This is a genomic window from Prosthecobacter sp. Pr1 (assembly GCF_057652315.1).
This window is the reverse complement of record NZ_JBYFBS010000004.1, coordinates 105,853-118,460: the sequence shown is the minus strand read 5'-3', so window position 1 is coordinate 118,460 and position 12,608 is coordinate 105,853. Positions and strand designations below refer to the sequence as shown.

Sequence of the window (12,608 nt, the reverse complement as noted above, 5' to 3'; positions counted from 1 at the left end):
AAATTTATGATCATCACTCAATAAATCTAGCTTTATTTTTATGACAATTATAAAAATATAACAATTAACCAGTGCTTCGCCACTAATTAATCAGCCAAAGCGCTGGCTTGCCAATGGGTGGTCCGATCCTACGCTGCGAATCCTGATGTCTCGTTCCTCTCAAGCCTTTCCGTGGCGGCTTGCCATCGCTTTCATGGCTGTCTGCTATCTTCTGGCAGACCTGTACGCCTTCAAAGGCCCGCTGCATAAGATGTGTCTAAAGAGTCAGGGCAGGGGAGTAGCCGCAGAGGTGGATGGCCAACCGATCACACGGCAGGAACTGGAGGCGGCGATGCGGGAGCAACTGTGGAAGTGCAATGCAGCATGGGACAGTCTCAGTCCAGAGGCTCGCCAGCAGACACGCTCACAGGTTTTGGAAAATCTGGTGAACGATCGCCTCCTGCGCGCCAGCCGCAGCAAAAGCAGTTCCGACACAGGCTTGTCAAAGGACGCAGTGAAACGTGAGTCGGAGCGGATGCAGCGGCAGTTTGCCGATGCGGCGGAATTTCCCAAACGTCTGGCTGCCCAGCACCTCACGCCAAAATCTCTGGAAGCCCGGATCAAGGACGCACAGCAGGATGAAGCATGGATTGAGACGGCAATTCAGGCTCGATTCAAGGCTGTATCGCCGCAGGAACTGCGCGCCTGGTATGCCGAATTCAAAGAGACGCTGCGCATTCCTCAGGCACATCATGCCGCGTACATTTTCCTCACCCGGCATGACCCAGCGAAGCCAGACCGTTCAGCAGAGATCCGCGAGATCCATCGCCAGCTCTTGGCAAAGGAGAAGACCTTTGCGCAACTTGCGAAGGAACATTCCGAGGACGATCGCAGCAAAAATCTGGGCGGCGATCTCGGCTGGTTCACACAGCAGCGAATGCCGTCGGATTTCATCGCGGTGGTCGAAAAGATCAAGGTCGGCCAGCTCAGCGAGCCCGTACAGACCCAGCTCGGCTGGCACCTCATTCTCGTGCTGGAGCGCCATGCCTCACGGCTCCCTGCCTTGGCAGAAGTGACACCCGAGATCACCGCGCTGCTCACCACCAAACGGCGCGAAGTGGCGCTGAAGGCCCTCCTCGCTGAACTACGGGAACGCTCGCCGCAGCCGGTGGTTTACCACGCTGCGGTCATTGATCACGCTGCACCGGCACCTTGATCCAATCGGCGGCGTGCGCGCCACTTCCTGATTTCTTCAATCCACAGCACGCTGCTGCCGATGAGGCCGAGGAGGAAGACGTCCGCCAGCGGGATCGGCACCGTGTGGAAAATGTGGTTCATCGATGCGTTGTAGATGACGAGGAGGTGCAGCGCATTCCCAAGAATGAGTCCACCGACGAGCCACCGGTTGCGCAGCACATCGAGGCTGATCGCGGATTGGGTGGCGCTGCGGCAGTTGAGAACATTGAACCACTGCGTCACCGCGATCAGGGTGAAGGTCTCCGTCTGCACCAGGGCAAACGGAACGCCACTGGCCTGCCGCCACATGAAGAAACCAAAGACCGCCACCACCGCGGTGATGACCATGAGCAGCAGTCGTTGCAGCATCGGTCCTGTGATGAGCTGTTCGTTCATGGGCGTCGGTTGGCGGCGCATTTCATCGCCCTCCAGCCCTTCCATGATCAGGTTCACCGTCACCGCTCCTTCGGTCACAATGTTGATCCACAGGATCTGCACCGCCGCCAGCGGCAGCGGGTAGCCGCACAGCAGCGCCAGCAGCAGGATGACGACTTCGTCAATGGAGGTGGCAAACAGGAACAGCACCACCTTCTTGAGGTTTTGATACACCAGCCGTCCCTCCTCGATGGCTTTCACGATGGTGGCGAAGTTGTCATCCGTGATGATGATTTTCGCCGCACCCTTGGCCACCTCCGTGCCGGTGATGCCCATGGCCACGCCCACGTCTGCTGCGGCCAGCGCCGGTGCGTCATTCACGCCGTCTCCGGTCATGGCCACGACCTGCTTCTGCGACTGAAAGGCTTTGACGATCCGCAGCTTCTGCGCCGGATGCACCCGCGCAAAAACCGAGATGCGGCCCAGGCTGCTGCGCAGCTCATCTTCAGACATCGCTTCGAGTTCGGCACTATCCACCGCGATGTCTCCCGGCCTCGCGATGCCCAGCTCAGTCGCGATCGCAAGCCCGGTGGCCTTGTGATCTCCCGTGACCATCACCGGCCGGATGCCCGCCGCCAGGCACTCGACCACCGCCGCCTTCACCTCTTCACGCGGTGGATCCATTTGGCCCAGCAGCCCGAGAAAGCGCAGCCTCCCGCGCCAGGGTTCAAAACCAGCCTTCTCATCAAGCGGGACGTCATAGATCTCCGCCACGGCGAGCACCCGCAGAGCCTGCGCCGCGAGTTCTTCGGACGTTTGCTGAAGCTTGGCCAAATCCAGCGTCGTTTGATCGCAGAGTTCGAGCAGCTTCTCAGGCGCCCCTTTGAACAACACCCGGTACTTCCCATCATTGTCATGCTGCGTGGCCATCATCTTCTCGGCTGAGTCAAAGGGGATCTCCGCGCCGCGCGGCCAGTCCAGGCTCAGCGTTTCAGGTTTCACTCCACCTTTGTGCGCCAGCGTGAGCAGCGCGGCCTCGGTGGGGTCTCCCAGCGGTCGCCAGCGCGTTTCTTCACCATCTGGCGGCACCAGATTCGCATCGTTGCACAGGGAGATGGCCTCCAGCAAAACTTTGACCGCATCGTCGTCATGGCCATCGCCGGTAAGTTTGCCTTCGGGCGAATAACCTGCTCCCGTCGCTTCAATTTGTCGTCCATCCGGCAGGATCAGCTTGGTGACGGTCATCTCGTTCTTCGTCAGCGTGCCAGTCTTGTCGCTGCAGATGATGCTGGTGGATCCAAGCGTCTCCACGGCGGCAAGTCGCCGCACGATGGCACCGCGCCGTGCCATGCGCTGCATGCCCACTGCCAGCGCAATCGTCATGGCTACCGGCAGGCCCTCGGGCACCATCGAAACCATCTGACTGATGGCCACCATGAAAATGGTCACGAAGGGAATGCCGCGCAGCAGGCCAAAGGCGACGATCAAAACAAAGAGCACAATGGACGCAATCACCAGCCAGTTCCCAAACTGCTTGAGCCGCACTTCCAGCGGTGTTTTGGGTTGCTCCGCAGACGTCGTCATGCGGGCAATTTTTCCCACCTCCGTCTGCAGGCCCGTGGCCACCACCACCGCACGCCCACGGCCTGCGGTAAGGTGTGTGCCGGAGTAGATCATGTTCCTGCGGTCTCCCAGACCTGCGTCTTCAGTCACCACTTCCGTGCTTTTGACCACTGGCAGCGACTCTCCCGTGAGCTCGGCCTCAGTGGCTTCCAATGCAGCGGCTTCCAGCAGCCGCGCATCGGCGCCCACCTGATCTCCAGCTCCCAGCAAAAGGATGTCTCCCGGGACTAAATCCCGTGCCTCAATGATCGACTCCTTGCCATCCCGAATGACGCGCACCTTCAGCGCCGAAAGCTTGCGCAGCGCCGCCATGGAATGCTCCGCTCTGCCTTCCTGCACCGCACCGATGAGCGCATTGATCAGCACGACGATCAGGATCACCACCGCATCACTGGCATGCCCCATTGCAAAGGAGATCACCGCCGCGACAAACAGAATGTAGATCAAGGGACTCGCAAACTGCGCCGCAAACACCCGCCACAGCGGCTTGTGCTTGTCCTCTGGAAGCTCATTAAGCCCATGCTGTTTCAGTCGTTCAGAGGCCTCGCTGCCGCTCAGTCCGGCCTGTGCATCGGTCTGCAGCGCCGTCACAGTCTTGTCAGATTCTACAGCGTGCCAGATGAGCGGTGTAAGTGCCTGCATGCCCCACGATAAATTGGATCACGACAAGCGCCATGGGTAATGCACCCCATGGGTGCAAATGACCTGACACAGAGGCGGTCGTTGCGCTGTGGCAAATGCGCGCTAAGGGCGTGGGCATGAAACAAAACGTTGGCATTCTCGGGCTCGGCATCATCGGCAGTCGTGTGGCGGACAATCTGCGCAAGGCAGGGCATGAGGTGTTTGTCTGGAGCCGCAGCGCGCGCCCCGTACCCAACTTTCTCGCATCACCTCATGAGGTGGCCGAGGCGGCTGGCATCATCCAGATCTTCGTGCGCGACAGTGTGGCGCTGATCGAGGCGATCGAGGACATGAAGCCCGCTCTCAAGGCCGGGCATCTCGTCATGAATCACGCCACCGTCAGTAAAAAAGCCACGTTGCAGGCCGCCCAGCTCGTCGAAGAAACCGGCGCGGCGTTTCTGGATGCTCCTTTTACAGGCAGCAAGATGGCCGCACAGAACGGCAAGCTCAGCTACTACATCGGCGGCAGTGATCTGCTGCTGGAGCGCGCCCGGCCCGTCCTCGCAGCCAGCGCCGCCAAGATCCTGCCTCTCGGGGCCATCGGCGAAGCCATGGTGCTCAAAATCGTCACCAACCTCGTCTCCGCCGTCATCGTCGAGGCCGTGGCCGAAGCCGCGGACATCACCAAGGCCAATGGCATCTCGCTCGAACGCCTGCACGAAGCCCTGGAATCGAATGCCAACTACTCCACCCTCATTGGCATGAAGCTCCCCGCCATCATCAAGAGCGACTTCGAACCCCACTTTGCCCTGCGTAACATGCTCAAGGACGCCGACTTTGCCCGCGAACTCGCAGCAGAGGCAAAGCTCAAGACCCCCGCCCTCGACTGCACCGCCGCCGCCATGCGCGCCGGAGTGGACGCCGGCAAAGGCGACCTCGATTTCAGCGTCATCGGCCAGCGCTAAACTGACCGCGCACACGCGCACGGACACCATCGTCCTCGATCACAGCGCCTTGCTTCCTTCAAGTACAAGATCCCAAGCCACCACCCCACCTCCGCCCCAGAGCCAGCCTCTTCGTACGTAGTTCGGGCTTCAGCCTCTTCGTATTGTAGTACCGGCTTTAGCCGGTCTGGAATCCGAATCCCGCCTCATCCCACCCACCTGCAGACGCCCTCCCCATGACTCCCCGCGCCTTCACTCTCCTCTTCCTCATCGCCCTCACCAGCTTCACCTTCGCTCACGACACCCCTGCTCCCGCCACATCCAGCGCAGACCGCATGAAGGTGCTCGTCTTCTCTGCCACAGCCTACTACCGTCATCCCGACATCCCCGCCATCAACCGCTGGCTGGTGCTGCTCGGTCATGAAAACGGCTTCGATGTGGACATCACCGAGAGCCCGAAAGACCTCATGCCGCAGGTGATTGCCAAGTACGATGTGCTGCTGCTCAACAACGCCAACGAACTCGACAAGATCATCCCCGAGCCCCAGCGGCAGTCGGTGGAGGCATGGTTTGCCACCGGGAAGAAAGGCGTCGTCGGCCTGCATGCGGCTCTCGTGCATCAAACCGGCTGGCCATGGCTGAACCAGTTGGGCGGCTGCGACTTCAACAGCGACTCGGATTTCTCCAAGGCAAAAGTCATCGTCGATCCTGCTGCAAAAGATCATCCCGCCGTGAAAGGCCAGCCTGCGGAATTTTTCATCGAGGCCGACTGGACCAATCACGACCGCTGCGTCACCGGACTGCCCGGCTTCCAGGTCCTGCTGCGCGTGGATGAGAACACCTACACACCCGTGCGCGACTATTTCAAAACCCGCGGCGGCAAGCCCATGGGCGCGGATCATCCCATCGCTTGGACGCATGAGCCGGCGGCAGGCGGTCGCTTTTTCTACACCGAGTTCGGCCACGATCTGCGTTCACTGAGCACCCCCTTCGTCCGCCAGCATGTGCTGGAGGGCATCCGCTGGGCTGCTGCAGCCAGTAAAACCGAAGCCAAAGCGACCAAGTAGTACACGCTCATGATCCACACACGCACACTTCTCACCGTCCTGCTGCTCGCATTCACCAGCGCAGCAACCGCCGCCGATGAACCCGTTCTCTGGGATCTGGCCAAGAACGAGATCCCTGCGGCGCACAAGTCCGGCGCGGTGGAAAAAGCAGACGGCGTGGTGAAGCTGCGCGATGGCGCATCGTTCGCCGTGCCTGCGGAAGCTTTTCCTGACCAGAAGAACTTCACCGTGCAGGTCACCCTTTCGCTCGATGCTCTGGTGCAGGACGCCGTCTTCACCTTGATGAACAAGCAGAGCAGCGACAAGGACGACGGCTTCGCCATGTTCTTCAACTACAAGGACAAGCCCTATTATGCGCGGCAGGTGAACTCCGTCGTGAACAAGATCCTCATGGTCGGCGGCGCGCTAAACGGTCGCAACGAGCCGGAGATCAACAAGCCCGTCACATTCACCATGGCCGTGCGCAACGGCCTGGCCACCTTCTACATCAATGACGCTCCCATCAAAAAATGCTTCATGGAGCTCATCCCAAATGGCGAACCCATGTGGATTGGGCGCAACGACAACGCGAAGGCCAAAACCATGCCGGTGACGGTGCATGCCGTGAAGGTCTTCGGCCCCGCCTACAGCTACGTCTCGAAGAAGGAGACCACTGGCGCGTTTCCACGCGGCGCGGTCGCCGGAAAAGGCTGGGCGCTGGACGTGCCGAAGGTCGAGCACCCGGAGTGGCCCAAGGTGCTGATCTACGGCGACTCCATCTCGGGAGGCTACAGCGGCCCTTTCATTGCCGAGATGCTCAAGCAGCACGTCTATGTCTTCCACTGCGTCCACTTCGTGGGTGGTGACGTGCCCGAGCAGGCGCTGACAGAGATGGCCGGACGGTTCAAGTTTGACGCGGTGGTCTTCAACAATGGCCTGCATTCCCTGGGCTGGACACCGGACAAAGTCCCCGACACTCTCGTGATGGAGCGGATGCAGAAGCTGACACGTTGCTTCAAGACCGGCGCACCGCAGGCAAAAATCTTCTACCTCATGACCACGCCGCACACGGCCGTGCGTCCCGCACCCGATAAACCCGTCACCGCCTTTGGCGACAAGAATGACGTGGTGCTGCGCCTCAACACGCTTTCCGCCCAAGTGATGCGACAAGAGGGGATCGAAGTGATCGATGCTTATGCTTTGCTGGCCGCACACCTTGATCTCGCCTCTGGCGACAATTTCCATTGGCAGTCGCAGGCGTATCAACTGCTCAGCCAGGAGATCGCCGGTCGCGTCTTGCCAGTGCTGGGAAAAGGAAAATGAGCAGGAATTGAGCGGAGCAAAGAGGAGTGGCCCCTTGTATCTACCTGGAGCCGTCCATTCCAAAAAGATGCGTCGTTCGCACTTGCCGCCATAGGCACTGTTGACGAGGGGTGGGGCCACGACCTTTCACATCTATGAATGAAGCCATTTTGTATCTCATCGCCGGTGTCGTGTTCGCCTGGTTTGGTGGTGAGCTTTTTGTGAGAGGCGGGGTCGGGCTGGCCGCTTGGGCTCGCTGGCCCACGGCAGTGATCGGCGTCACCGTCGCGGCGTTCGGGACATCCGCCCCTGAGCTCATGGTCGCCATCCATGCTGCGCGCGATGGTGTGCCACAGATTTCCCTCGGCGATGTGCTGGGCAGCAACGTCGTCAATGTCTCCCTTGTGCTCGGTCTGGTTCTGTCGTTCTCCGGCATGAAGGCGGAGGACAGCGGTGTGCTGCGGGACTGGTTCGTCTCCCTGCTGGTGCCGGGCATTGTGTATGCCTTGCTCATGGACGGCTGGTTCTCTCGCTCGGATGCCATGATCATGATGGGCATCTTCTTCGTCTGGCTCCTGGTGGTGATCTCCCATGCCCGCACCCATGCGGCGGCTCAAGCAGCACCAGCGCAAAAAGTGCCATTGGCTCGGATGGTGGGCTGCATCCTTGTTGGCCTGATTTTGTTGATCAGTTCGGCCCAGTTCGTCGTGCATGGCGGCACAAAGATTGCTGCGGCACTGGGCTGGAGTCCTTTCATCGTGGGGGCGGTCATCGTCGCGATGGCCACCAGCACTCCAGAACTTGCCACCACGCTCATTGCCCGCATGCGCGGCCATCATGATGTGGGCCTGGGCAATATACTGGGCAGCAACATCTTCAATGTGATGTTCATCGCCTCTGTTGCCGCCTTCATCCACCCCTACAAAGTGAACCTGCCTGAGGTCATGCCAAGCCTGCTCTTTGGTGCCCTGACCACCCTGCTGATCATCCCCGGCCCCGGCGGCTACATCGGCCGCTTCCGCGGCTTCCTCCTGCTGGCTGTCTACGCGGTCTATGTCATGCTGTCCTTGGACCACAGTGCTGCGCACTGACGGCAGGTTTCGCAATTGACGACAAAGACTGGCGCTTGCAACTAAAGAGCATGCCAGAACTGAAGATCCCAGTCGCATCTGATGATTCGCTCCTGCCTGAAGGGGCGGCATCATCCAGACCGTGGTTGATCTGGCTGGTGGGGGCCGCCGCCTGCGGCACCTTGGTTTTGGTCGTGACGCACCTCACCGAAGAGGAGGAGTTTCTGCGCTTGTTAAACCAGATCAATGTGTCCTGGCTCGTCCTGGCTCTGCTGCTGCAATCGGGCACTTACTTTTTGCAGGGCATCGTCTGGCGCGTGGTGGTGAGCATGGGTGGGCAGGCGCTATCCTTGGGCAAATCCTTTGAGCTGAGTCTGGCCATGCTCTTTGTGGATCAGGCGCTGCCATCCGGTGGCATCAGCGGCGTGGCGGTGGTGTCCGGTGCCCTCTCACGTCTGGGCATGCCACGTGCCGTTGTCGCGTCTGCGGTGTTGGTGGACGTGGCGCTGTATCACCTCGCCTATGCCTCCTGCATGGCCGTGGCTCTAGGAGTGACCCTCTACCATGCCTATCTGCCTGGATGGGTGAACGCCGCCATGCTGGTCTTTCTGCTGGTGGAACTGGGTGTGGTTGCCTTTCTGATCTACCTGCCCAGTGGCGGCTTGAACTGGGTGAAAACCAGACTCCAGCGTTTCACCAAACTGACGCGCCTCCTGCAGTGGGTGGAGCATGCACCCGCCGGCACATTCAAAAACCATCGCGTGCTGCTGCGTGCCTTCGTCATGCACGCGCTCATCTTTGTGCTGGATGCCGCGACCATCTGGGTGGCTGCGCGCGCACTTGGCGTGACATCGTCCCTCGGCGGAGTGTTTGCCAGCTTCATGGTTTCAAACTTGTTCCGCACCATCGGCATCATCCCGGGGGGGCTTGGCACCTTTGAAACAGCCTCCGTCATGGCCTTGAGAAGCATCGGCATGCCGCTCTCAGTCGGCCTGTCAGCCACGTTGCTCTTCCGTGGCCTTAGCTTCTGGCTGCCCATGATTCCCGGCCTGATCTGCTCACGGCGTCTCCTGCGAAACCGCCGCGATTAACGAGGCGCCGCCGCCTGCTCCAGCTTCGCAAACATCACCCGCTTCACCACCTCGCTGGTCAGCAAATAAAGCAAGGTGATGATCACAAGCGTAGCCATGAAATACCAGGGCAGGGGAACAAGGCCAAACATGGCGCCAAGAGCGGTGTAAGGCAGCACGATGGTGCTGCCCGCGACGACGAGCGTGGCGATGGCGAGGATGCGGCCGGGGTTGCTCTGGAAGATCGAGCGATGCGTGCGAATGACCATGACGATGAACAGCTCCGTCATGAGTGATTCGATGAACCACCCCGTTTGAAACTGAGCCTCGCTCGCCTGTAGCATCAGCAGCAGCGCGCCGAAGGTGAGGTAGTCAAACACCGAGCTCACGAGGCCGAAGGCCACCATGAAACGCCGGATGAACTTCTGGTCCCAGCGCCGCGGCTTCAGCACCTGCTCGGGATCCACGCTGTCCGTCGCAATGGTCAGCGCAGGCAGGTCGGAGAGGAAGTTGTTGAGCAAAATCTGCTTCGGCAGCAACGGCAAAAACGGCAGGAACAGGGATGCCCCCGCCATGCTGAACATGTTTCCAAAATTCGCGCTGGTGGTGATGAAGATGTATTTCAGCGTATTCGCAAACGTGATGCGCCCATTGCGCACACCCCGCGCGAGCACACCCAGATCATGCCGCAGCAGCACGATGTCCGCCGCCTCCTTGGCCACATCCACCGCTCCCTCCACCGAGATGCCCACGTCCGCCGCATGCAGCGCGGAGGCGTCATTGATCCCATCACCCAGATAACCCACCACATGCCCGGCTTTGCGCAGCGCGATCAGGATTCGCTCCTTCTGGTTCGGCTCCGTTTCCGCAAAGATGTCCACCTCGCTCACGCGATTGATCAACGCGGCGTCGTTCATCTTGTGCAGCTCTTCACCCGTGAGTACATCCGGCCTCGCAATGCCCATCTGCGTGCCCAGGCGCTGGGCCATGAGGCGGTTGTCTCCCGTGATCACCTTGAAGTCCACCCCCAGCTGCCGCAGCTCTTGAATCGCCTCGGCCGCACCCGCTTTGGGCGGGTCATCAAACAGCAGAAAGCCTGTGAAGGTCATCTCCTGCTCGTCATCCTTGTTGATCACGGGATCGTCGGTCACATCCCGGTTGGCCACTCCCAGTACTCGATGGCCGGCATTGCTGTAGTCGGCAAATCGCTGCAGCAAATCGGCATGAAACTCCGCCATCGGTTGATCTCCCTTCGGCGTGGACACCTTGGTGCAAACCGCCAGCACATTGGCAAAGGCCCCCTTCGTGATCATGACATGGCGTCGTGCCGCGTCGGCTTGCTCCACCACCACGCTGAGCCGCTTGCGGATGAAGTCATAGGGCACTTCATCAAACTTGCTGAAGGCGCTCAAATCGAGGCCGGCTTCCGCACGCAGCGCGGCGTCGATCGGATTCGTGAAGCCGCTTTCAAAAGTGGCGTTCAACACGGCTTGCAGTCGCACCAGTTCGCTGGCACTGCCCTGCGCATCATACGCCCCCAGCAGCTTGACGCGCCCTTCAGTGAGCGTGCCCGTCTTGTCAGAACACAACACGTTCATGCTGCCAAAGTTTTCAATTGCGGAGAGCCTTCGCACGATGACCTGATCCTCCGCCATGCGCTTCGCGCCGCGTGCCAGCGTGATGCTCACGATGGCTGGCAGCAGTTCCGGCGTCATGCCCACGGCCAGTGCCAGCGCAAACAAGAACGACTCCAGTACCGGGCGGTGGAAGAAAACATTGATGGCAAAAATCGCGATGACGAAAACGAGCGTCACCTTGATCAGCATCTCACCAAAGCGGCGCAGCCCGCGCTCAAAATCCGTCTCCGGCGCGCGCAGCCGCAGCCTCTCGGAGATGGCGCCAAACTCCGTCTCCGCGCCGGTGTGCACCACCAGCACACGCGCCGTGCCGCTCACCACATGCGTGCCTTCAAACACCGCGTTGAAGCGTTCGCTCTGCCTCGCGTTTTCAGCCACCGCACCGACCTTCTTCTCCGCAGGATAGCTTTCACCCGTCAGCGCGGATTCATCGACAAACAGATCCTTGGATTCAATCAGCAGCCCGTCCCCTGGAATGGTGTCTCCCGCGCTCAGCATCACCACATCCCCTGAGACAATCTGATCGGCCGGCAGATCCATCGTCTTGTTATCACGCAGCACGGTGGCCTTCGCCTGGATCACCGCCAGCAGCGCCGCCACCGCATTCGCTGCACGATATTCCTGCCAAAATCCGAGCAGCGTGCTCATCAGCACCACCGTCGAGACGATCACCACGTCCATCTTGTCGCCAAGGAATGAAGAGATCACCATGGCCACCAGCAGCAAAATCACCAGCGGGCTGCGGAATTGATTCAGCAGCAGCCGCCATGGGCCGCCGCCAGATTTGTGCACTCTGGCTTTGTCCCGCGCCATCCTTGCCGCAGCCTCAGAGGACGTCAGGCCATCTCGGTTTGAACTGACCTGCGCCAGTGCGGCGTCAATAGTAAGCAGGTGAATGTCCATGCGCACCACCTGTCAGGCGCAGCCACGAAATTTGCAATGACACAATCTCTGTTCCCACCTCTGCCTGCTCCGAACCCTACTGGAATCCAGTAGGAGTGACGAAGGGATATTGCGCATGGACAGAGCACGCAGTTGCCCACTAGCTCAAGGTGCATACAACCATGAACAAGCACGCCACCAGCTTGGAATGCTCTCTGGACTGTCCATGGAGAGGCAGCTGCATGTGCCTGCGGCTTCTCGTGAAGCCGAGCGTCGTGCTAGGTGGCCACCTCGGCAGCGCGCAGTTCTCAGGCGTGAAGTCGATGTACTACCCCCATGAGTTGCCACCCTGTGTGAGGCCGGACGGCAGTCTGCACTGGGACAATCTGGAAGATGATCCTCAAGACGCGCTGCTGATCTGGGCAGACGCCGACCCCTTGTTGTGAGAGCTAGGCTGACTTAAATTCAACGATTTTGCGGTGTCTTGGCGGCATCCTTTTCACAGCAAATCTCAAAGGCTTTCAGCACGCCCAGTCCCAGGAGAACTGGTGGCAGCAGACGGGTTGTGATGCTCGCCGTCGCTCTGGCCAGCACGCGTGAGGGCAGGAGATTGAGTATCAGGCCCGTGCCCAGTGCCACCACCACCGCTTTCGTCGGTTCACGTCGCACACATTCTTCCACTCGCTTCAGAGTTTGGTGAATGGAGAGCTCTGCGGCGTGCGGTGGCGTTTGAGGATTCATGGCAGATTAAACGTATCCCATCTCGCTTAAGTGGCTTCACGCATCTTGCGTGAAGCTGGGCGGAAGATGCTCTCAAACCGAC

10 protein-coding genes are annotated in these 12,608 nt (G+C 60.0%); 7 read left to right on the top strand and 3 right to left on the bottom strand.

Annotation, left to right across the window (positions count from 1 at the left end; translation table 11 throughout):
• Positions 1-145: 145 nt before the first annotated feature.
• Positions 146-1,195: a peptidylprolyl isomerase gene (locus AC24GY_RS08145; RefSeq protein ID WP_487681858.1), complete on the top strand. Its 1,050-nt coding sequence runs from the start codon at positions 146-148 to the stop codon at positions 1,193-1,195.
• Here AC24GY_RS08145 and AC24GY_RS08140 read toward each other — a convergent pair.
• On the bottom strand, positions 1,174-3,855 hold the full coding sequence (locus AC24GY_RS08140; protein WP_487681856.1) for a cation-translocating P-type ATPase: 2,682 nt from the start codon (positions 3,853-3,855) through the stop codon (positions 1,174-1,176). The two genes, AC24GY_RS08145 and AC24GY_RS08140, sit on opposite strands and share 22 nt — an antisense overlap.
• Before the next feature lie 116 nt (positions 3,856-3,971).
• On the opposite strand from AC24GY_RS08140, the gene AC24GY_RS08135 reads away from it, so the two are divergent.
• The 5 genes from AC24GY_RS08135 to AC24GY_RS08115 all read left to right on the top strand — a co-directional run bounded on the left by AC24GY_RS08135 (position 3,972) and on the right by AC24GY_RS08115 (position 9,287).
• Positions 3,972-4,799 (top strand): NAD(P)-dependent oxidoreductase, encoded by an 828-nt coding sequence (locus AC24GY_RS08135; protein ID WP_487681854.1) that lies wholly within the window; start codon positions 3,972-3,974, stop codon positions 4,797-4,799.
• 215 nt (positions 4,800-5,014) lie between these two features.
• Positions 5,015-5,845: a ThuA domain-containing protein gene (locus AC24GY_RS08130; protein WP_487681852.1), complete on the top strand. Its 831-nt coding sequence runs from the start codon at positions 5,015-5,017 to the stop codon at positions 5,843-5,845.
• A gap of 9 nt (positions 5,846-5,854) precedes the next feature.
• Positions 5,855-7,147 carry an SGNH/GDSL hydrolase family protein gene (locus tag AC24GY_RS08125; protein WP_487681850.1) on the top strand — a complete coding sequence of 431 codons (1,293 nt, stop codon included), beginning with the start codon at positions 5,855-5,857 and terminating at the stop codon, positions 7,145-7,147.
• A gap of 134 nt (positions 7,148-7,281) precedes the next feature.
• Positions 7,282-8,217, top strand: coding sequence for a sodium:calcium antiporter (locus AC24GY_RS08120; protein ID WP_487681848.1), 936 nt, complete (start codon positions 7,282-7,284; stop codon positions 8,215-8,217).
• A 50-nt stretch (positions 8,218-8,267) separates the two neighbouring features.
• Entirely contained in the window at positions 8,268-9,287 is a 1,020-nt protein-coding gene (locus AC24GY_RS08115) for a lysylphosphatidylglycerol synthase transmembrane domain-containing protein (protein WP_487681846.1), read from the top strand.
• Here the strand turns inward: AC24GY_RS08115 and mgtA are convergent.
• On the bottom strand, positions 9,284-11,806 hold the full coding sequence (mgtA, locus tag AC24GY_RS08110; RefSeq protein WP_487681844.1) for a magnesium-translocating P-type ATPase: 2,523 nt from the start codon (positions 11,804-11,806) through the stop codon (positions 9,284-9,286). The two genes, AC24GY_RS08115 and mgtA, sit on opposite strands and share 4 nt — an antisense overlap.
• Before the next feature lie 161 nt (positions 11,807-11,967).
• Between mgtA and AC24GY_RS08105 the strand changes: the two genes are divergently transcribed.
• Complete coding sequence (locus AC24GY_RS08105; protein WP_487681842.1) at positions 11,968-12,231, top strand: hypothetical protein; 264 nt, start codon at positions 11,968-11,970, stop codon at positions 12,229-12,231.
• Between the two features lie 19 nt (positions 12,232-12,250).
• Here AC24GY_RS08105 and AC24GY_RS08100 read toward each other — a convergent pair whose 3' ends face one another.
• Positions 12,251-12,526, bottom strand: a complete 276-nt coding sequence (locus AC24GY_RS08100; RefSeq protein WP_487681841.1) for a hypothetical protein — start codon at positions 12,524-12,526, stop codon at positions 12,251-12,253.
• Positions 12,527-12,608: the final 82 nt, after the last annotated feature.